Raw genomic sequence first — 22,090 nt, 5'->3', positions numbered from 1 at the left:
TCGGATAGACTCGCTATCCCTTATCTATACGGCGAAGTCAGAAAAAAAACCCTTTATTTTATCCAAGAAACTACGTTTCTTAGGGAAATTCTCTGCCTTTTCCGTAGTTGCAAACTTACGGAGTAATTCCTTTTGTTCTTCTGATAGATTTTGTGGAGTCTCTACAGAAACTCGAACGAGCAAATCCCCACGTCCTCTACCATGAACATTCGGAAATCCTTGATTTTTAATCTTAAGAATCGTGCCGCTTTGGATTCCTTCAGGAACGGTAAGGCGACATGTACCTTCCTTCAAGAGAGTGGGGATCTCTTTCTTCATTCCTAAAGCCGCGTCGACAAAACCAATAGGCAATTCTAAAATCAAGTCATCTCCGCGTCTCTCAAAAACAGGATGCGTTTCTACATCAATAAAAACATAGAGATCTCCAGCAGGAGCGCCATTTTGTCCAGCATCTCCATAACCTTCCATCTTTAAACGCATTCCAGAATCAACTCCGGCAGGAATTTGCACATGAACATTTCGTTTATCTTTAACTCTTCCTTGTCCTCGACAATTGGAACAAGGATCTGTAATTACTCGCCCCTCTCCACCGCACTCAGGGCATGTGGATGCCATAGAAAAAAATCCACGACTCTGAACAATTTGTCCAGAACCTTTGCACCGATCACAGCATTTGATTCCCTGTTCACTAGCAGCACCACTACCGGAACAAGTTTCACAAGTTTTATATCCAGAGACAAGGAGTTCTTTCTCTACGCCGCGAGCAGCTTCTTCAAATGTTAGGGTGATATGAACTTTCTTACTAGCTCCCTGACGGGCTCCCGCAGGATCGCCGCGCATGCCAAAAGCTTCTCCAAGACCACCAAATAGACCTTCAAAAAAGCTTCCGCCGCCTCCAAACTCTCCACCGAAAGCCCCCATAAAGGTACGCAGAGCATCTTCCATGTTGCCCATACCGCCCGCACCACCGAAACCACCGGCGCCGGCAAAAGGTCCGTCCTTACCATAGCGATCATAAGACTCACGCTTTTGGGGATCACTCAGAACTTCATAAGCTTCCGAGACTTCTTTGAAGCGTTTTTCTGCCTCAGCATCTCCTGGATTTTTGTCAGGATGATACTTAACGGCCAACTTACGATAAGATTTTTTTATTTCCTCGGGAGAGGCAGTTTTAGAAATACCTAAAACATCATAGTAATCCATAAATCAAACACCACTAGATAGGACATTTTTCTAACGACTGCGGTATTTAGCTGCGGCTTTAGATTTAGCTCGCTTCTTTACTGAAGGTTTATCATAAAACCTGTGTGCTTTAGCAGCCTTTAAGATCCCTTCTTTGTCAACTTTCTTTTTCAAAATTCTCAGAGCTCGATCTACAGGCTCACCAACTCTAACTTTAACACTGGGCATGCATTACCTTATTTCGCATAATAATCACTGTTAAGCCTAAAACAATACAGCTATACGTCTCACTCTGCTATGTTAGAGGCGCCTCGATTGTAACATCAGATCTATTACCCTTCAAGAGTTAGTTGACGCGCAACGCACTGAAAAAGTGATAGGATTGATTTTAATCCATCGTGCCTACTGATTGAAATGTTTTTAAGTTAAAAAAAACAGGAACAGCTACGGTAATCTGGGATTAGTTGATGATTGCACTCTAAAAGCATAAGTTGAGAAACCACATTTCTCCTAATATGGTCAATTGAGGGTGCCGCTTCTTCTACACGGATTCTATTTGAAAAACTATCGATGAAAAGTTGTGGATTGGGAGAGATGACGTGATAGTAATCATTTGCTAAACAATACTCGGAAGCTTCTCCATAGGGCAATAAAATTCCGGGACCAACCCCGTTCTTTTCATAGATAAACCCATCTTCCGAGAGATCTGAGCTAAGAGTTAACACCCCGCCCTTCTTTCCTAAGGGGAGCATCAAAGCTTTTCCCTTATCTTTGGGGGTCAAATACCCCTCCAAGGAACTATAACCTATCATAGGTACCTTTCGAGATAAAGCCAAACCCTGAGCAAAAGACAGTCCAACCCGGGTTGCAGAAAAATTCCCTGGACCAGCAGCAACTCCAATCCCCTGGAAGCACAAAGAACTATTTTTAAAAATAAATTCTAGAACCAATCCTTGATCTGGACCAACGGGTAGATGCCAGTGTTTTAATACTTTCTGGTGATCTACATAAGCTAAAAATGGTTGATACCCAGAAGTATCAATAATAACGTATCTATGAAAATGCATAATTCAAATGAGAATTGAACAGGTAAACTATAGCAATTAAAAAACTTTTAATCAAAAAAAATAACAAAACTAAATAATAAATAAGCGATTCTAAAGATTTAGAAACATTTAAAACCAGCATACAAACACAATAAATCCAAAGTAGATTTATTATGTTTTAAAAAGTCTCTTAAGACTTTTCTTTGATCTAAAAATATTATTATTTTGATTGAACGACCGTTCATTCTCTTTATTGCAAAGAGAATTCGGACTACCTCTTCTAAACCAGGAAATTGATAACAATTTCTTTGATTATCAGAAAATCTTTTAGAGACTTCAGACAATCCAAGTAACTAGTAATAAGAGGGATCCCGATGATCTGAAAGTTATTCTAAATCAAGATCTGATAAAAAAACATGAGAAATTATTTAATCTGAAACATATAGGCAAAAATATTCACGAATTGTTTTTTTAAAAAATCAAGAAAAACGATTTGCGTTAAACCCTCATCTTTTTTAATTCTTATTCCTTGGCTCTGCTATTTCTCTGGTAGTTGTGTAGGTGCACTAATTTCGATTATTTTGTAATATATCGAAAAGAGGATCTTTATTGTTGAAAGTGCTGCTATCAATAAGTTATCAGAGCGACTTAGATAAATGTATCCGATGATTTTAGTATAAGGACAATTGTGGACTCTACAATAAATAACGACTCTCAGATCTTGGATCCTAATCCTGAAGAAGTAGAAAAACTCTTAGATGAATCTGAAGAAGTCGAAGAAAAATCAGATGATCGTTCCTTACCTTCAGAATTATTTATCCTCCCACTGAATAAACGTCCTTTTTTCCCAGGTATGGCGGCTCCGATTCTTATAGAATCCGGACCTTATTACGAAGTTTTAAAGCTTCTAGCAAAATCTTCGCAAAAATACATAGGTTTAGTTCTTACCAAAAAGGAAGACGCTGATATTTTAAAAGTTGGTTTCAACCAACTCTATCGCGTAGGTGTGGCAGCACGCATCTTGCGTATTATGCCTATAGAAGGAGGCAGCGCCCAAATATTACTCAGTATAGAAGAACGCATCCGCATTGTAGAGCCTCTCAAAGATAAATACCTTAAAGCACGGGTCTCCTATCACAAAGATAACAAAGAATTAACTGAAGAGTTAAAAGCATATTCTATTAGCATTGTTTCTGTAATCAAAGACCTTCTGAAACTTAATCCCCTATTCAAAGAAGAGCTCCAAATTTTTCTTGGACATTCTGATTTTACAGAACCAGGGAAGCTCGCTGATTTTTCTGTAGCTTTAACAACAGCCACCAGAGAAGAGCTTCAAGAAGTTCTTGAAACAACGAATATGCACGATCGTATTGATAAAGCTTTGATCCTTCTTAAAAAAGAGCTGGACCTGAGCCGTCTACAAAGTAGCATCAATCAAAAAATTGAAGCAACGATCACCAAAAGTCAAAAAGAATTCTTTTTAAAAGAACAGCTGAAAACGATCAAAAAGGAGCTGGGGCTAGAAAAAGAAGATCGGGCTATTGATCTAGAAAAATTCATGGACCGGTTAAAAAAGCGCCAGGTCCCCGATTATGCCATGGAAGTTATTCAAGATGAGATGGAAAAACTTCAAACCTTGGAAACATCGTCAGCAGAATATACTGTATGCCGCAACTACCTAGATTGGCTAACTATCATTCCTTGGGGAATTCAGAGCAAAGAATATCACGATCTCAAGAAAGCTGAAGTGATTCTTAATAAAGACCACTATGGTTTAGAAGATATCAAACAACGCATTCTAGAATTGATTAGCGTGGGAAAATTATCGAAAGGTCTTAAAGGAAGTATTATTTGCCTAGTAGGTCCTCCAGGAGTAGGTAAAACGAGTATCGGCCGTAGCATAGCAAAAGTTTTACATCGAAAATTTTTCCGCTTTTCAGTAGGCGGAATGCGTGATGAAGCTGAAATCAAAGGGCACCGACGTACCTATATTGGTGCTATGCCTGGAAAAATGGTTCAAGCATTAAAACAAAGTCAAGCTATGAATCCCGTCATTATGATTGATGAGGTTGATAAGATTGGTGCAAGCTATCATGGTGATCCCGCATCGGCTTTACTAGAGGTTTTAGATCCGGAACAAAATAAAGACTTCTTAGATCATTACTTAGATGTACGAGTAGATCTATCTAATGTTCTATTTATTCTAACAGCAAACGTATTGGATACTATTCCTGATCCTCTTCTGGATCGTATGGAAATCCTTCGTCTTTCGGGTTATATTCTTGAAGAAAAGCTTCAGATAGCAACAAAATATCTTGTTCCGCGAGCACGCAAGGAAATGGGACTAACAGCTCGTGAAATTGTATTCCAACCCGAAGCTTTAAAGCACATGATTAATAACTATGCTAGAGAAGCTGGTGTGCGCACATTAAATGGAAATATTAAAAAAGTTCTAAGAAAAGTCGCGCTTAAAATAGTTAAAAATCAGGAAAAAACTCATCCAAAACATACACAATATAAAATTAATGTAAGTAACCTGCAGGATTATTTAGGCAAACCCATTTTCTCTAGCGATCGCTTTTACGATAATACACCTATCGGGGTCGCCACTGGATTAGCTTGGACATCTCTAGGAGGAGCTACTTTATATATTGAAAGTGTTCAAGTCCCTTCAATGAAAACTGATATGCATCTTACAGGACAAGCTGGAGACGTTATGAAGGAATCCTCTCAGATTGCTTGGACGTACCTACATAGTGCATTAGAACGTTATGCTCCTGGTTATAGCTTTTTCTCTAAATCTCAGGTGCATATTCATATTCCTGAAGGAGCCACACCTAAAGATGGTCCTTCAGCAGGTGTAACGATGGTGACTTCTTTGTTATCTTTACTTTTGGACACACCTATTTTAGAAAACTTAGGTATGACAGGTGAAATCACACTGACAGGCCGTGTGTTAGGAGTGGGAGGAATTCGTGAGAAACTCATAGCCGCGCGTCGATCACGGTTAAATGTCTTAATCTTCCCTGAAGATAACCGTCGTGATTACGAAGAACTTCCTGCCTATTTAAAAAAAGGTCTGAAAATTCATTTTGTTGCACATTATGATGATGTTTTCAAAGTTGCTTTTCCACACATTAATTAACTCTTATGACATAATTTAGAGCCGTTTTCTTCATAAATTGACGGCTCTAAACTCTTCCTAGAAAAAAAACTGTATATTTACAAACGTTCCCAAAATTTCTAAACTGCACATTCTTAAAATAAACCCATACAGTAGACTTTCATGACCGTCCCTGGATTAATTCCCGATGTTGCTGTCCAAAAAAATCATACCAACCACACTATAACAACAGATACGGCAAAGAAAGTAGAAGGTAGCAAAGGTGGCAACCTTATTGCTTTAATTTGCATGCTCGTCTTAGCTTTACTAACAGCAGTGATGATAGGAGGTTTTCTAGTTACTCCATTTCTTCCTGAAGGGATTTACATTGGTATTACTGCCTTAGCCTCACTTCTTGTAGGTATGGTACTATTTCCCATAGTGATGAGCTGTTTATCAAAACCTCCCGCTTCTGTACGCCCTAGAGATTTAGATCTGTCCAAACTAGATACACGACATAACCGTCTACTTCATGAAATCATCAAAGATGATGAGAAAAAATATGCCCAAGAACAGGAAGAAAAAGTCCGCAGAAGACGACGAAAAACTGTAAGAGCTCGTCCTCAACAGACGCGAGTTCAAGATACATCTTCTGATGAAACACTACAACCACGGAGAAAAAGCTCAGCAGTCTTAAATCTAATTCGGCCCAAAAGCTCCTCTCCTAGAGCATCTTCTAATCTGTCCTCTTCTGATTCTAATTCAGATTCTGATTCTTCCGGATCCAGAACACAACCTAATGCTATAACGAAACCTTGCTTACCCTCGAAGTATAACGATTACTTCAATTGCGTAGATTAAATTGAAAATAAAATTCATAATATACAGAGGTAAGTTCTAGTAGAGTATTTTTACTAGATTAGTTTATTCTATTTTTTTCTCCGGAAACTTTCTCCTAAATTTATGAGCTGTAGAGAATTAATTATTTTAGGTTGCTCTAGTCAACAACCTACGCGAATGCGCAATCAAGGAGCCTATTTATTTCGTTGGAATAATGAAGGTTTGCTTTTTGATCCAGGCGAGGGAACACAAAGACAATTCATTTTTGCTAACATTGCTCCTACTGTAGTCTCTAGAATCTTTATCAGCCATTTCCATGGGGATCACTGTTTAGGTTTGGGTTCCATGCTTATGAGACTGAACTTAGATAAAGTTACCCATCCTATACACTGCTACTACCCAGCTTCAGGGAAAAAGTACTTCGATCGATTACGTTACGGCACTATCTATCACGAGACCATAAATGTTGTGGAACATCCTATAGATAAAGAAGGAATTATTGAAGACTTCGGAAATTTTCGTATTGAAGCGCGTAAACTCGATCACCTTGTAGATACTTTGGGATGGAGAATCACTGAACCTGACACGATAAAATTCATTCCAGAAAAAATCAAAGCTTCAGGATTACGTGGGCCCATCATGCAAGATCTCATTCGCAATAACCAAGTAACAGTAAATGGAAACACTATATATCTTAAAGATATAAGCTATATAAGAAAAGGCGATAGCATTGCTGTTATTGCCGATACTCTTCCCTGTCAATCTGTTATAGATTTAGCTAAAGATGCAAGAATTATGTTATGTGAAAGCACATATCTTGAAGAACATCGTCATTTAGCAGAAAGTCATTACCATATGACAGCAAAACAAGCTGCTACCCAAGCTTTGGCTGCTGGAGCGCAACAACTTGTACTCACACACTTTTCTGCACGTTATTTAAATTCTAAAGAATTTGAACTGGAAGCTGGGAAAATTTTCCCCAACGTTGCTGCCGCTGAAGAATTCCGCAGTTATCCCTTTCCTAAAAACCCCTCTTCTAAATAAATCTCAGTAAAGAGATACTTTAGAAAAGTACTTAGGGAAACTATGGTCTCAGCTTTTTATGCTTTTCTTGATTATCTAAAAAACATAAAAACGGCATCTCCTCATACTTTAAGAAACTATTGTATAGATTTAAATAGCTTCAAAAGTTTCCTAGAAAAACGGAATAAACTCTCTCCATCTGCACCTATTTGCTTACTCGCACAAGAAAGAGAAGAAGCTGAGATTTCATTCTCCTTATTTACGAAAGATCTAGTACGCCTCTATATTTTAGAATTGATGCAGAAAAATAAAGCAAAACGCACGATAAAGCGTCGCCTATCAGCCATTAAAAGTTTCTCACAGTATTGTATAAAACACCGCATCATCCTTGAGGATCCGACAGAAACAATTCATGGACCTAGACTCCCTAAAGAATTACCCTCACCCATTACTTATGAACAAGTAGAAATTCTTATGGCAACCCCTGATCTATCGAAATATACAGGATTTCGTGATCGTTGCTTATTAGAACTATTTTATAGCTCGGGATTACGTATTAGCGAAATCGTCGCTATCAATCATTGGGATATCGACTTTAATTCTAATCTTATCCGCATACAAGGAAAAGGGAAAAAAGAACGTCTTGTCCCTATTACTCCTCATGCAGCCCAATGGTTACAACAATACTTAAATCATCCCGAAAGAACTACTATAGAGCAAGACTCTCAAGCAATTTTTTTAAATCGTTTTGGGAAAAGATTAACTACTCGTTCCATTGATAGAAAATTTCAAAAATATCTTCGTCAATCAGGCCTGTCAGGGAATATCACGCCTCATACAATCCGTCATACGATTGCCACACATTGGCTAGAGAACGGTATGGACTTAAAAACAATTCAAGCACTTCTTGGGCACAGTTCCTTAGAAACTACAACTATCTATACTCATGTATCTATGAAGCTTAAAAAGCAAACTCATGATGAGTCTCATCCCCATAGTTAAACCTTAGGCAAACCTCTTGTGCTCTAAGGTCCTCTTTGTTATGCTAGACGCTATGAGCATCGTACTTGATAAAATCGGCAAAACTTTAGGCACACGCGTACTATTCGACGACGTTTCTGTCGTCTTTAATCCTGGAAATCGCTATGGATTAACAGGACCTAACGGTGCGGGGAAATCTACATTATTAAAAATAATCACAGGCTTCGTAGAGCCTACTCGTGGATCCATTTCTTTGCCTAAAAAAATCGGCATCTTACGTCAAAATATTGACAGCTTTGGAGACATTTCTGTCTTAGATTGTGTGATTATGGGCAATGCCCGTTTATGGGATGCTCTGCAAAAAAGAGATGCTTTATACTTAGAAGAGTTCACTGATGCTATTGGTATCAAACTCGGCGAGATGGAAGAAATCATCGGCGAAGAAAATGGTTACCGAGCAGAATCTGAAGCTGAAGAGCTTCTCACAGGCATTGGTATTCCTGAAGAATTATTCAATAATAAAATGTCCACGATTCCTATAGATTTGCAGTTTCGTGTGCTTTTATGTCAGTCTTTGTTCGGCCATCCAGAAGCCCTACTTCTTGACGAACCTACGAACCATTTAGATATTTACTCGATCAATTGGCTAGGAAATTTTTTAAAAGATTATGATGGCACTGTAATTGTTGTTAGCCACGACAGACACTTCTTGAATACTATTACTACTCACATTGCCGATATTGATTATGACACTGTTATCATCTATCCTGGCAACTATGATGCCATGGTAGAAATGAAAACAGCTTCTAGAGATCAAGAAAAAGCCGACATTAAATCTAAAGAGAAAAAAATTTCTCAGCTTAAAGAGTTTGTTGCTAAATTTGGAGCAGGTTCTCGAGCAAGTCAGGTACAATCTCGTTTAAGGGAAATTAAAAAACTCCAACCTCAAGAATTAAAAAAATCTAATATTCAGCGTCCTTATATACGCTTCCCTCTATCAGAAAAAGCTTCTGGCAAGGTGGTCTTTTCTATAGAAGGGATCTCTAAAAGTTATAATGATGAAGATCCCGTATTTCATCCTTTCTCTTTAGAGATCTATCAAGGAGATAAGCTAGGCATTATTGGCAACAATGGTCTTGGGAAAACTACATTAATGAAGCTTTTAGCCGGCGTAGAGGTTCCCAATCAAGGATCTATAAAAATTGGTCATCAGGTTGCCTATTCTTATTTTCCCCAAAATCACTCTGATGTCTTAAAAGACTGCGGAGATGAAACGTTGTTTGAATGGTTACGCAACCGTAAAACAGGTATCAATGATCAAGAAATCCGTAGTGTTTTAGGAAAGATGTTGTTTGGCGGGGATGATGCCTTTAAACAAATTAAGGCGTTGTCTGGAGGAGAAACCGCACGTTTGCTTATGGCAGGGATGATGTTGGAAAATCACAACGTACTTATTCTTGATGAAGCAAATAATCACTTGGACTTAGAATCTGTTTCTGCATTAGCCTGGGCCATTAATGATTATAAAGGGACATCCATATTTGTTTCTCATGATAGAACTTTAATCGAAGAGTGCGCAACAAAACTTCTTATCTTTGATAAAGGTAAGATCACTTTCTTTGATGGAACCATGGCAGACTACACAAGCAGCAGCAAGCTAGCCTAAGCTGTGTAACAGTCTAGAACATATTTTATTGAGGGCATATGGAACCACAATTGATCTTAGGCTCTTCTTCTCCACGAAGAAAATCAATTCTACAATATTTTCGTATTCCCTTTACTTGCATCTCATCAAAATTCGAAGAACATACTATTCCCTATCAAGGTGATCCTATTGCATATTCACGGGAATTAGCTGTAGGGAAAGCTGAATCTATAGTCAAAGACCATAATCCTGAAGGTTTGATTCTCACTGCCGATACTGTTGTCGTGTATAAAGGAGCTATTTTCAATAAGCCGAACTCTTACGATGAAGCTATTGAGATGTTAAAAACATTAAGCGGTCAAACACATTCCGTAATCACCAGTGTTGCTCTTTTCAAGGATCAGAAACTAGTAACTGGAGAAGAGACAACGCAAGTAACATTTACTGAGCTCCCTGAAGAATACTTAGGAAGGTATGTCGAGGCATTTTCTACTTTGGATAAATGTGGAGGCTATAGCATTCAAGAAGGCGGGGGATTAATTATTCATAATATCCAGGGCTGCTCATATAACGTCCAGGGTCTTCCTATTAAAACATTGCAACATCTCTTGTTGGAGTTCAACGTTAATTTATGGGATTATCTCGTCTAATCGCACCCCTAGGATTACTATTTAGTTTACCCAGTTTAGTCTTTGGTAACTTTCCTGATCCTTTAAGCCATAAGATCCTTTACACTAGCCAAAAATCTGTAGAACAAGCTCTTATTGCCTATTTAGAAGCTTTAGATACTCATGGGGAACACGACTTTTCTTTATTAAGAAAAATTTCTGAGAACTGCTTGAGACAAGGATTACACTCAGAAGATCCCTATATAAGAAAAAGTACAATTATAGGTGCAGGTATTGTAGGTTCTTCAGAAGCATTAGAGATCCTCTCACAAGCTATGGAAACAGAGGATCCCCTGCAGCAATTATTAGTATTATCTGCTCTATCTTCGCACCTAGGGAAAACATCCGATGAGCTTTTATTCAAAGCTCTAGCCTCTGCCTATCCTGTGATTCGTTTAGAAGCAGCCTATCGCTTGGCAGGTTCAAAAAATATTAAAGTTATCGATTACCTCCATTCTTTCATCTATAAGCTCCCTGAAGAAATCCAATGTCTTTCTGCTGCTATCTTCTTAAGATTAGAAACTGAAGAATCGGACACCTATGTACGTCAGCTGCTCTCATCAACAAAAACTACAACAAGAAATTACGCAGCCCTACTCATTGGAGAGTATCAACAAAAACGGTTTTTACCTACATTACGGCATTTATTAACAAGTGCTTCTCCTTTAGATCGTGAAGCTGCTGTTTATGCTTTAGGCATGTTAAAAGACGGTCAAAGCTACAATGCTATAAAAAAACTCTCAGAAAGAAATGATCCTGATTTATCCTTGGCTGCTGCTCAAGCATTAATTGCTATTGGCAAAGAAGAAGAAGCTCTTCCTATTTTTGAAAAACAGGTACGAGAAGAACGTTCAAATGCTCTCTACACAGCACGATTATTATCAAAAGAAGTGGGAGTTCCTCTGTTGCTTCCAGTATTTTTAAATACCAAAAACAGCGAATCAAAGTTAAATGCTGGTTTAGCATTAATACATTTAGGATGTGATCACCCTCATCTTCTTAACTATATTACAGAATGGTTGATACAGCCGCACTATAGCCAAGCTCTCATCCCAGCATTTTCTAAAGGACGTGCTACACAAGCGTGGAAATGTCGAGGAATTATCCTTCCTCATAATCCTACGGAACGTGCTAAGGCTTTATCGGCAATTCAAAGTTCTGAAGAACAAATTCTTATGTCTCTATTGCAGCTTCCTAAAGAAGCGTATCTTCCCTATATAGAAAAGATATTGTTAAGTCAAAAAACCACCCTCGCTTCTAAGGCAATAACTTTTTTAGCACATTCTTCACATCAACAAGCTTTAGAAATTCTTTCACGGGCTTCCCAGCTCCCTGGAGAACCTGTAATTCGTGCTTATGCTGATTTAGCTTTGTATAATCTTACTAAAGATCCTGAAAAAAAATTATCCTTACATCGCTATGCTCAGGATCTCATCCAAGAAACTTTATTGTTTATTGATACGGAAGATAAACAACCACATCCTGACTCTCCCTATCTTCGCTATCAAATCACTCCAGAAACACGAGCTAAGCTTATGCTAGATATCCTTGAGACTCTGGTAGCCTCGAAAACTCATGAAGATATCCGCTTACTCATCCAGCTTATGACACAAACAAAAGCAAAAAATAGTCATATTCTAGCTGGGTTGTTGATGAAAATCGTAGAATAATGGGAGATGTATGAAGCGCTGTTTCCCCTATCTCCTTGTATCCTCTCTCCTAGCATTTTCATCTTCAGCGGACGCATTAACGCATAAAGAAGCCGCAAAGAAAAAAGTCTCTTATCTTAGTCATTTTAAAGGATTATCTGGAACTTTAGATATCGAAGATGGTGTGCTTAATATTCATAATAATCTTCGTATACAGGCAAATCGTGCCTATGTAGATAACGTCCCTGACCGTGGGATGAAATTAATTGCCCACGGCAATGTGATGGTTAATTATCGAGGAAAGACATTAGTTTGTGATTACTTAGAATACTACGAAGACACCGATTCATGTCTTTTGACAAATGGTAGATTTGCTATGTATCCATGGTTTCTAGGTGGGTCCATGATGACATTGACCCCCGAAACTCTGATTATCCATAAGGGATACATATCTACATCCGAGGGCCCTAGCAAACATATTTGCCTTTCTGGAGATTATCTAGAATACTCTTCTGACAATGTGCTATCCATAGGAAAAACAACATTTAGTATTTGTAATATTCCTATACTCTTTCTTCCACAATTTTCCATTATGCCTATGGAAATCCCTAAACCTCCTATCAATTTCCGTGGAGGTACAGGAGGTTTCTTAGGGTCGTATTTAGGGGTTAGCTATTCACCGATTTCTAAAAAGAATTTCCAATCTACATTTTTCTTAGATAGCTTTTTTAAGCACGGCATTGGCGTCGGTTATAATATGCATTTTTCCCAAAAAGATAATGCTGAAAATGTCTTTAATATGAAAAGTTACTACGCCCATCGTCTAGCCATCGATATGGCAGAACCTCGAGATCGCTATCGCTTTCATGGGAATTTTTCTTTATCACGAAAACAAGCAAAATTATTAGGAGAATATCATGTTAGTGATAGCTGGGAAACCGTAGCAGATATTTTCCCAAACAACTTCTCGTTAAAAAACACGGGGCCTACGCAAGTTAGCCTTACGTGGCGAGATACATTATTTGATGGAAGCCTATCTTCTTCTGTGAAGGTTAATCCTTTTCAGAATGTAAACCAAGAACTTCCCTACTTATCCTTGAAACAGCATCCTGTAAATATTAAAAATACGGGAATCTTTATTGAGAACCTGTTCGAATGTGGGTATTTAAACTTTGCCTTTAGCAATAATATTCCAGGATCTAACTTTTCTTCATTACGGGCTTCGGCATCTCCTAAGATCTACCGTACAATTCCTTTGCTTATAGGAACGCTAACACCAACCGTATCCGCATCTGCAATTTACTACAGTAATGTTCCAAAAACTTCTTTAAGACATACTCAAGCTTCTGCACAGGTAAATTTAGACTATCGTTTCTCTGCATATAAAAATTACCTCCATACAAAACATATCATAGAACCTTTTATTGCCTTTACCTCGGCTACGCATCCTTTAGCAAAAAATCATGAACACCATATCTTTTCTATAAATGATGCCTTTTCCTCTCTACATCTATGTAAGATTGGCTTAGAGTCTTTTATATTAAATAGGGTTTCTCCTAATGCTCCCCGGACATCGATAAAACTTTGGACAACGCAAATCTTTAAAAATACATTTGCTAGATCAACATTTCCAAAAACAGCATGTACGATCTCTCTACCTTTAGATCGTAAAAACACTTTATCTCTAGATGCTGAATGGATATGGAAAAAACATTGCTGGGATCACATGAATCTTCTTTGGCAATGGGTAGGAAGTGATAATGTAGGCTTAACCTTAGAGTTCCTTCATAGAAGTAAATATAGCCTTCTTAAATGCGATAGGGAAAATTATATCTTAGATGTTAGCCGCTCTCCTGAAGAGCTTTTTAATTCCCCTCTATCTGACCGTCGGAATCTCATTTTAGGGAAGGTTTTTATTCGTCCTCATCCCTGTTGGAATTATCATTTAACACTAAGATATGGCTGGCATAGGACGAACACACCAAGTTATCTTGAATATCAGATGATTTTAGGAACAAAAGTCTTTGAACATTGGCAGCTATATTCAGTATATGAGAAACGAGAAGCGGATAACCGCTTCTTCTTCTATCTAAAACTAGATAAGCCTAAACGCCCCTTTAATAAATAATCTTTGAATAAGAAAGATAAGGATCCTCATAAGATTCAGAGAAATCCTTGGAATAATAAATACTAGTCTCAGTTAAGAAGCGCGATCTTCTTCTTTTAAATTAGCATTATAACGACGTCGTATTTTTTCTAATGCTGCCTTAAATTTCTTAGGATCTTTAGGTTCTTCCATCTTATCAATGTACAGAACACCAAGGAGATGATCGTTTTCATGCATGATAATACGTGCTGGGAATCCCTCTAACTTTTCTGTGAATTCCTGACCATCAAGATTAAGAGCTGTTACGGTAATACTTTGAGGGCGATAAACATCTGCACGCAATCCCGGAATAGATAAACACCCCTCCCTACCAATTACAAGATCTTCAGAAGGATCGGAAAGAACAGGATTAATGTACACCTTAGGAAAATCACAAAAGATCAAATCTCCATCCTCTGTTTCTCCCTCAACACACATAACAAAAAGACTTACACTTTCTCCTACTTGAGGAGCAGCTAAACCTACACCTTTATGAGCTACCATAGTTTCATGCATATCCTGAACTAACTGACGAATCTCAGCAGTAATTTCAGGAATTATATCAGCCTTTCTACGCAATGTATGGCTGCCATAATATTCTAATTCTCTAATCATTTGTTTATCACCCGCAGATTAAGCTATTAATTAGCTTCTTCTATTAAATAGAAGGGACAGACCGTAGGTAATGATGAAGGATGCTCTATCTCTTCCTGAACTTCTTCTATAGAAAACATTGTAGCAACAGGTAGTAGACCACAGAGACACAATATATAGAAGATTTTTTTCATAAGATTATGACTGTTTAAAATTTATTTCCTAAGAATAAATGGTGCGCTCCGCATAAAATTTATCATCTTTATATAGATATTATTCGTTAGGGACTTCCTCTCCATTTGGAGAGACTTGTTCTAGAGCATTTACAGGGAGCTCTTGAGATTTTTTTCCTAAGTGTGTTGTAGCAAAAGACAACAGTAGGCAGCTAAAACAAAAAGCTACGGCAAGCCAAGCGGTTACTTTCTTTAAGATATCTGGAGTCGATACACCAAAAACAGAATCTCCAGAATCTACACCAAAAGAAGAACCTAATCCCATGCTCTTGCTTTCTTGAATCAAAATCAGTCCACAAAGAATTACGCATAAAAGAAGAAAAATAAATAAAAATGAATAAAACAAGCCAGTCACGACGCTTCTCCTAAATCAACAAACCTACTCGGGGTGAATCCCTAGCCCTTTAACTTATTGTCTTCTTATCCTAAAGTTTCCGAAAAACGAAGCACTACTCAACATATAAAAATCTGTTTTATGCAAGCTTCTCAAAAAAACTTAAAAATCCCTAAAAAGGCTCAGATAACATTCTCTTATAAAACTAAATTAATCGCCATATTGAAAAACATTTTATTGCTTTGAAACACTATTCTCAGACAGAACCTTAGCATAATTTATGAGAATTTTTCATAAACTACGGCTTCAAAAGCCAATAAATTTTTTAACACACAAAATCTAGAGATTAAAATTCTCTATGACACTGGCAAAAATTTTAGGATCTAAAGAAGCTCCTCCAACTAATAAACCATCTACATCTGGACAATGGGCAAATCCCTCAGCATTATCTGCCTTTACAGAACCTCCATAAAGAATAGAAATTGCATCTGCTTTTTCCTCAGAGAAGATTCGAGAAAGAACCTCGCGACAAAACGCGTGAACTTCTTGTACATCTGCAGTTGAAGCAACTTTACCTGTACCTATTGCCCAAACAGGCTCATAAGCGATAATTACAGAAGCAGTCGCAGGAAGCTGAGCTAGGCCTAGTATCAACTGATTAGATAAAATATCTTTTGTTGTTCCTTTCTCTTTGGCTTCTAAAGTCTCTCCAATACATAACACAGGGACAACTCCCTCACGAGATGCAGCCCCAACTTTAAGAGCAATTGTAGCATCTTCTTCATGAAAGATATGACGACATTCTGAATGTCCTAAAAGTACGTAATCTACATTAAATTCTTTAAGCATAGGCAAGGAAACTTCTCCGGTAAAGGCTCCAGAAGTATCTTGGTGCACATTTTGCGCGCCCAACCAAATAGGATAGTTAGAATTTTTTATTACCTCACTACAAGCACTTAATGCCGTGAATGCTGGAGTAATGCCGATTACAGATGCGGGTAATGTTTCTTTAAGAAGTGGACCTAAGACAGCTATGTACTCTTTAGCTTCTTTAACTGTCTTATACATCTTCCAGTTACCAAAAACATAACTCTTACGTCCCATCTATGTCCTCAATTTGTTACTTAATACTCATATCTCACTATAGACACGGATTCACCGCTCTTGCTAGTTTTCTACTAAGAAGGTACTTTATTTTTAAAATAAATAGAACTTGAAACCTCTCGGCATTCCAGAGCATGACAACCTCATCTTCTCCTCAAGCAGTAACAACTCTTACAGAATCTATAAAGAATCTCCTTGAGTCAAATTTTTGCCATATTGTCGTCAAAGGAGAGTTAAGTAATGTCTCACTACAGCCTAGCGGACATTTATATTTCGGAATTAAAGATAGTAAATCTTTTTTAAATGGGGCTTTTTTCCATTTTAAAAGTAAATATTTCGATCGTCGTCCTAAAGATGGTGATTCTGTAATCATTCATGGAAAACTCACTGTATATGCTCCACGAGGTCAATACCAAATTGTAGCCCATGCTTTAGTGTATGCTGGAGAGGGAGATCTTTTACAAAAATTTGAAGAGACTAAGAAGCGTCTCTCTGCTGAAGGTTATTTTGCTATAGAGAAAAAACAGGCCCTTCCTAACATTCCTAAATGTATTGGGGTGATTACCAGCCCTACGGGGGCAGTAATTCAAGATATTTTACGTATTCTTTCTCGTCGCTGTTATCAATACAAACTTCTTATTTATCCTGTAACAGTCCAAGGAACAACCGCAGCAAAAGAGATTTCTCAAGCTATTGAAGTGATGAATCAAGAACAATTAGCTGATGTTCTTATTTTAGCACGCGGTGGTGGCAGCATAGAAGACCTCTGGGCTTTCAATGAAGAAATCATCGTAAAAGCGATAGATGCTAGCTCGATTCCCATCATTTCTGCTGTCGGTCATGAGACTGACTATACATTATGTGATTTTGCTGCAGATGTCCGTGCTCCCACACCTTCTGCTGCTGCAGAAATTGTTTGTCAAAGTAGCCAACAGCAAATCCAAATATTTAAAAGCTATTTGCACTACCTGAATGCGCATTCCCAACAACTTTTTTCAGGAAAAATAAAACAAATTCAGCAATGGAAGCGTTATTTAGATCACGTAGATTTTTTCCGTTCAGCCCAGCAATCTTTAGATTATCTTTGTTTATCCGTAGAGCGGTCTATACAAACAAAACTTTCACAATGCAAACAGCGCTATACGCAATATACGCGATGGCTGCAAAGTGACATACTTCAACGTCTAACATATCGTCTTCATGATCTTTGGAAAATGATCGTTCAGGCTTTTCACAATCGCCTGCTCGCTTTAAAACATCTGTGCGTGCATATGAAAAAAAATCTTGTTTTTCATAATACGCAGCAGTTTTCTCAAAGATTAGATCCTTGGAAACAACAAATTCATAGGGCTTTATATCAACGCTTAAGATATTTTCATCAATCTTTAGCGCATAAGCAAACACTATTAAAACATTTTAAAATTAAATTATATCAGCAATTTATTAAGGAAAAACAAGCTCTTAATCTTTTAAAGAAACGTTTGATCAGTATTTTTATCAATACTGTTTATGAGCATCGAGAACACTATTTTCGCATTCACGAAAATTTTATACTTTCCCTACACCACCTTGTAGAAAGAAATCGGGAAAAATATCACACAGCCTCTAGACAACTGAGTTCATTAAATCCTAAAAATGTTTTAAAACGTGGTTATGCTATGCTCTTTGACTTTAATGAAAATTTCGCTATTATCTCCGCAAAAAGCTTACACAAACATAGTTGTGTAAGATTGCGACTGCAGGACGGGGAAGCCACTCTTACTGTAACGGATATTCAGAATTTTGAAACTCAAGAGTCCTAAATTATGGAAGAAATTCCCTTTGAAAAGGCTATGGAAAGGTTAGAAGAGATCTTAGATCTTATGAATCAACCTTCAACCTCTTTAGATTCTTCTTTAAAACTTTATGAAGAAGCAGATGCGTTAATGCGCATTTGTGAGTCACGTATTCATAAAGCAGAAGAACGTGTGCGTGAGTTATCAGAAAAGCGAAATGAAGATCTTCTTTCTGAAGAAGAATCTTTCGCACATTAACTGTAGAGTGAGCGATGTCGTCTAAGGATTTAAATTCCATAATTCAAGAACTTCGTTCTCTACAAAATTACTTGGATTCTCTTGACTCTTTGGATGATATTTTAGTTACATATGAAAAAATGTTTTCTCTAATACACGAGAGTTTAGATCGGATTCTAGTCAAAGATCAACAATGTTATATTCTTTCCGCACAGCCTAACGGCATTCTAAAAGATACGTTAGACCAGCCTGTTTTAAAAACATTTTCTATGACTATAAAGCCATGACTTCTCAAAATTTCTCTATTTTAAGTCAGATATCCTCCCCCACAGATCTAAAAAAGCTTTCTTTTGCTGAGCTTTCTCTTCTTGCTGAGCAAATGCGTCATAAAATTATTTCTGTTCTCACCAAAACTGGAGGACATCTTGCTTCTAATTTAGGTATCATTGAATTAACGATAGCTTTGCATTATGTATTCTCGTCTCCTGAGGATAAATTTATCTTTGATGTCGGTCACCAAGCCTATCCTCATAAATTACTTACCGGAAGGAATACTACAGAATTCAATCGGATCCGTCATGATCATGGTTTGAGTGGATTTACCTCTCCTTTTGAAAGTGTTCATGACCTTTTCTTCTCAGGTCATGCAGGTAATGCACTTTCGTTAGCTTTAGGGATGGCAAAGGCTACAGAAAATTCTAGAACTCACATTCTTCCTATTCTTGGTGACGCAGCATTTTCTTGCGGATTAACTTTAGAAGCATTGAATAATATACATCCTGACTTATCTAAATTTATTGTCATTTTAAATGACAATAACATGTCCATCTCTCAGAACGTGGGTGTAATGTCCAAGAGTTTATCTCGCTGGATACACCACCCCAAATTCAGCTTACTTTCTAGAAAACTAGAAAAATGGTTAATCAAGATTCCCCGTTATGGCAATAGTATAGCCAGGCGTTCACACAAAGTATCTACCTGCTTGAAATCTTTCTTTTGCCCGATTCCTATTTTTGAGCAGTTTAACTTAGCCTATATGGGACCTGTAGATGGTCACAACATAAAAAAGTTAATATCTTTATTTCAAACGGTACGTGATTTACCTTTCCCTATTCTTATTCATGTCTGTACAAAAAAAGGTAAAGGCCTAGAAATCGCCCAAGAAAATCCTTCTAAGTACCATGGAGTGAAGGCAAATTTTAATGCTACTGCAGAAGATAAGCTACTTCCTACAGTTAAGCCACAGCTTACCTATCCCGATATCTTTGGAAAAACACTGTGCTCTCTTGGAGAAAGCTCTCCGAATTTACACGTTATTACTCCAGCAATGTCTTTGGGATCACGATTAGAAACGTTTAAAGAAAAATTCCCAGAACGTTTTGTTGATGTTGGTATTGCTGAAGGCCATGCGGTAACATTTTCAGCGGGTATCGCTAAAGCTAATACTCCTGTTATTTGTTCTATTTACTCTACATTCTTACATCGTGCTATGGATAATGTATTCCATGATGTATGTTTACAAAATTTACCAGTAATTTTTGCTATAGATCGTGCAGGTTTAGCTTATGGCGATGGTTGTAGCCATCATGGCATTTACGACTTGAGTTTCCTTCGTGCTATGCCCAATATGATTATTTGTCAGCCAAGGAGTGCAATAGTTTTCCAACAGCTCCTTCAATCTTCACTTCAATGGACACGTCCTTCTGCGATTCGCTATCCTAATATCGCAGCACTTCAAGGTGATCCTATAGCTACGGATGTCGACATGTATCGCGATCCGGGATTGGGAGAAATCCTCAGTCAGGGCGAGGATGTATTAATTGTGGGTCTTGGGCATATGTGTAGCGCTGCCCTATCAATAAAATTGCAGCTACTCGCTCATGGAATTTCTGCAACCGTTGTTGACCCTATATTTATCAAACCTTTTGATAATAATCTCTTTAGCATTCTATTAATGCATCATTCTAAAGTCATCATTATAGAAGAGCACTCTATCCGTGGAGGCCTAGCTTCGGAATTTAATGATTTCCTAGCTACCTACAGCTTTAAAGTCGATATCTTACACTTTGGAATTCCTGATGCTATTTTTTCTCATGGGGATAAAGATAACTTATTAAAAAGGGTGGGATTAGATACCGATAGCATGGTTAAACGTATTCTTACACACTTTAACTTCCGCACAAAAACATTTCCGTCTAACAAACTGAGTATTGTCTAAATACGATTTGCTTAGGAATTATGAAATTCTCTAAATAATCTCTCCACCAATTAACCCATCACGGAAGCTACAAATGTAGTTGTTCCACAACAACGGCTAAAGGGTGATAAATATAGAGTAGGAAGACATTGATCCGCTTGCAACATGATTGGGGATAAAATGGGAAGGCAGGGAATATAATTACGCGTACGCACTTTGGAATAATATAACCAAGTCTCCATGAGAAATTCCTAGAGTATTTATTGAAATATTTATTAGAAACAAAATCTTAAGGGGTCAAACCCTATTCTTCTGTAATCTCGACGGAAGATAGTATCATATTGTGCTTTCTATTTCTTTCTTTTTCGTTAAAAAAACGACTTTATAAAATAAAAAAATCACTAATAAAAAGATAAAATTAAAAGTTTATATACTTAATGTGTATTTTAAATATATAAAGTAAAAACCTTCTTTAAGAAGATCCCGAAGCTGACTTAAGAATGCGGAGATAGAAGATAAAAAAGTTTTAGATAATCATCGAGAGAAAGTGTTTCTGGACGAGTTGTTTCAGAAAATTTTAACTGCTTTAGAGCTTCAAAAACTTGTTCCTTAGGATAAAGATCTTTAAGAGAATTCGCTAAGAGCTTTCTTCTCTGTCCAAAAGCTGCCCGAGTGAGGGAAAAAAATTGTGCATGAAGAGAGGTTTCAAGAGGAAAAGTATCTTTCACTGTCATATGGACAACCGCTGAGGATACCTGAGGTTTGGGCAAAAAACAGCCCGGGCTGACTTTAAAAGCGTAGCGCACGTCAGCAAAAAACTGCAAAAAGATAGTCAATGACCCGTATTCTTTCCCTCCTGGCTGAGCGGTAATACGACGGGCAACTTCATCTTGCATCATCACTGTGACTGTTTTCCATTGGTTAGGAATTTCTAAGAACAATTTCGTTAGCAAAGGTGTTGTGATATGATAAGGGAGGTTCGCAACAACTCTTCCCTTCCCCTGGTAACCTTTGGTTTGCAATTGCGATAACGGATATTTACAAGCGTCTGTAATTTCTAAATCTATAGAAAGTTGCTTTAATGTTTCCTCGAACATGGAATCTTTTTCTAAAGCAATAACACGGGCTCCTTGATTAACAAGAACTTCGGTAAGAGCTCCAAATCCTGGCCCTATTTCTAAAACCCAGTCTCCCGCTTCCACACAAGAAACAGAAAGGATTTTTCTTAAAATATTTCCATCTATTAAAAAGTTCTGCGATAGGCCTTTTTTAGGACGACCATGAACCTGAGCTAAAAATTTAGTAAGTTGTTCTGGAGAACTACGTAACAAGC

At 37.6% G+C, this 22,090-nt stretch carries 21 protein-coding genes; 12 read left to right on the top strand and 9 right to left on the bottom strand.

What is annotated here, in order from left to right:
- Positions 1-24 precede the first annotated feature (24 nt).
- From dnaJ to H9Q19_RS04090, 3 genes are all read right to left on the bottom strand, one after another.
- A complete protein-coding gene (gene dnaJ / locus H9Q19_RS04100; protein ID WP_213240567.1) occupies positions 25-1,203 on the bottom strand; it encodes a molecular chaperone DnaJ in 1,179 nt (392 codons plus the stop codon).
- 30 nt (positions 1,204-1,233) lie between these two features.
- A complete protein-coding gene (gene rpsU / locus H9Q19_RS04095) occupies positions 1,234-1,410 on the bottom strand; it encodes a 30S ribosomal protein S21 (RefSeq protein ID WP_006343002.1) in 177 nt (58 codons plus the stop codon).
- 197 nt (positions 1,411-1,607) lie between these two features.
- Positions 1,608-2,249 (bottom strand): tRNA threonylcarbamoyladenosine biosynthesis protein TsaB, encoded by a 642-nt coding sequence (locus H9Q19_RS04090; protein ID WP_213240565.1) that lies wholly within the window; start codon positions 2,247-2,249, stop codon positions 1,608-1,610.
- 667 nt (positions 2,250-2,916) lie between these two features.
- Here H9Q19_RS04090 and lon point away from each other — a divergent pair.
- The 8 genes from lon to H9Q19_RS04050 all read left to right on the top strand — a co-directional run bounded on the left by lon (position 2,917) and on the right by H9Q19_RS04050 (position 14,265).
- The gene (lon, locus tag H9Q19_RS04085) at positions 2,917-5,373 is read left to right on the top strand and encodes an endopeptidase La (protein ID WP_213240563.1); all 2,457 of its coding nucleotides are present in this window, start codon (positions 2,917-2,919) and stop codon (positions 5,371-5,373) included.
- A gap of 141 nt (positions 5,374-5,514) precedes the next feature.
- A complete protein-coding gene (locus tag H9Q19_RS04080; RefSeq protein ID WP_213240561.1) occupies positions 5,515-6,192 on the top strand; it encodes a DUF456 domain-containing protein in 678 nt (225 codons plus the stop codon).
- Positions 6,193-6,294: 102 nt separating this feature from the next.
- Entirely contained in the window at positions 6,295-7,215 is a 921-nt protein-coding gene (locus H9Q19_RS04075; RefSeq protein WP_213240559.1) for a ribonuclease Z, read from the top strand.
- A 42-nt stretch (positions 7,216-7,257) separates the two neighbouring features.
- Positions 7,258-8,196 carry a tyrosine recombinase XerC gene (locus H9Q19_RS04070; protein WP_213240557.1) on the top strand — a complete coding sequence of 313 codons (939 nt, stop codon included), beginning with the start codon at positions 7,258-7,260 and terminating at the stop codon, positions 8,194-8,196.
- A 52-nt stretch (positions 8,197-8,248) separates the two neighbouring features.
- Positions 8,249-9,841, top strand: coding sequence for an ABC-F family ATP-binding cassette domain-containing protein (locus H9Q19_RS04065; RefSeq protein WP_213240555.1), 1,593 nt, complete (start codon positions 8,249-8,251; stop codon positions 9,839-9,841).
- A gap of 38 nt (positions 9,842-9,879) precedes the next feature.
- A complete protein-coding gene (locus H9Q19_RS04060) occupies positions 9,880-10,470 on the top strand; it encodes a Maf-like protein (RefSeq protein ID WP_213240553.1) in 591 nt (196 codons plus the stop codon).
- Positions 10,452-12,158, top strand: coding sequence for a HEAT repeat domain-containing protein (locus H9Q19_RS04055; protein ID WP_213240551.1), 1,707 nt, complete (start codon positions 10,452-10,454; stop codon positions 12,156-12,158). Before H9Q19_RS04060 ends, H9Q19_RS04055 begins: the two co-directional genes overlap by 19 nt.
- Before the next feature lie 10 nt (positions 12,159-12,168).
- Positions 12,169-14,265 (top strand): CT351 family outer membrane beta-barrel protein, encoded by a 2,097-nt coding sequence (locus H9Q19_RS04050; protein ID WP_213240549.1) that lies wholly within the window; start codon positions 12,169-12,171, stop codon positions 14,263-14,265.
- A gap of 72 nt (positions 14,266-14,337) precedes the next feature.
- On the opposite strand, the gene def is transcribed toward H9Q19_RS04050, so the two are convergent.
- The 4 genes from def to tpiA form a co-directional block, all read right to left on the bottom strand.
- A complete protein-coding gene (def, locus tag H9Q19_RS04045; RefSeq protein ID WP_213240547.1) occupies positions 14,338-14,898 on the bottom strand; it encodes a peptide deformylase in 561 nt (186 codons plus the stop codon).
- 26 nt (positions 14,899-14,924) lie between these two features.
- Entirely contained in the window at positions 14,925-15,071 is a 147-nt protein-coding gene (locus H9Q19_RS04040) for a hypothetical protein (protein ID WP_213240545.1), read from the bottom strand.
- A 79-nt stretch (positions 15,072-15,150) separates the two neighbouring features.
- On the bottom strand, positions 15,151-15,465 hold the full coding sequence (gene secG, locus H9Q19_RS04035; protein ID WP_213240543.1) for a preprotein translocase subunit SecG: 315 nt from the start codon (positions 15,463-15,465) through the stop codon (positions 15,151-15,153).
- 318 nt (positions 15,466-15,783) lie between these two features.
- Entirely contained in the window at positions 15,784-16,548 is a 765-nt protein-coding gene (gene tpiA, locus H9Q19_RS04030) for a triose-phosphate isomerase (RefSeq protein ID WP_213240541.1), read from the bottom strand.
- 134 nt (positions 16,549-16,682) lie between these two features.
- Between tpiA and xseA the strand changes: the two genes are divergently transcribed.
- The 4 genes from xseA to H9Q19_RS04010 are packed head-to-tail and all read left to right on the top strand — an operon-like array spanning position 16,683 to position 20,778.
- Complete coding sequence (gene xseA / locus H9Q19_RS04025; RefSeq protein ID WP_213240539.1) at positions 16,683-18,350, top strand: exodeoxyribonuclease VII large subunit; 1,668 nt, start codon at positions 16,683-16,685, stop codon at positions 18,348-18,350.
- A 3-nt stretch (positions 18,351-18,353) separates the two neighbouring features.
- Positions 18,354-18,581, top strand: a complete 228-nt coding sequence (locus tag H9Q19_RS04020) for an exodeoxyribonuclease VII small subunit (RefSeq protein ID WP_213240537.1) — start codon at positions 18,354-18,356, stop codon at positions 18,579-18,581.
- Positions 18,582-18,595: 14 nt separating this feature from the next.
- Positions 18,596-18,847: a hypothetical protein gene (locus H9Q19_RS04015; RefSeq protein ID WP_213240535.1), complete on the top strand. Its 252-nt coding sequence runs from the start codon at positions 18,596-18,598 to the stop codon at positions 18,845-18,847.
- Positions 18,844-20,778: a 1-deoxy-D-xylulose-5-phosphate synthase gene (locus H9Q19_RS04010; RefSeq protein WP_213240533.1), complete on the top strand. Its 1,935-nt coding sequence runs from the start codon at positions 18,844-18,846 to the stop codon at positions 20,776-20,778. Before H9Q19_RS04015 ends, H9Q19_RS04010 begins: the two co-directional genes overlap by 4 nt.
- Positions 20,779-20,828: 50 nt before the next feature.
- Here H9Q19_RS04010 and H9Q19_RS04005 read toward each other — a convergent pair whose 3' ends face one another.
- Entirely contained in the window at positions 20,829-20,999 is a 171-nt protein-coding gene (locus H9Q19_RS04005) for a hypothetical protein (RefSeq protein WP_213240532.1), read from the bottom strand.
- 252 nt (positions 21,000-21,251) lie between these two features.
- Positions 21,252-22,088 carry a 16S rRNA (adenine(1518)-N(6)/adenine(1519)-N(6))-dimethyltransferase RsmA gene (gene rsmA, locus H9Q19_RS04000; RefSeq protein ID WP_213240530.1) on the bottom strand — a complete coding sequence of 279 codons (837 nt, stop codon included), beginning with the start codon at positions 22,086-22,088 and terminating at the stop codon, positions 21,252-21,254.
- Positions 22,089-22,090 lie beyond the last annotated feature (2 nt).

Origin of the sequence: Chlamydia crocodili, from assembly GCF_018343815.1 — a bacterium.
GTDB lineage: Bacteria > Chlamydiota > Chlamydiia > Chlamydiales > Chlamydiaceae > Chlamydia > Chlamydia crocodili.
The sequence above is the reverse complement of the archived record's forward strand: the minus strand, read 5'-3'. Positions and strand labels throughout refer to the sequence as shown.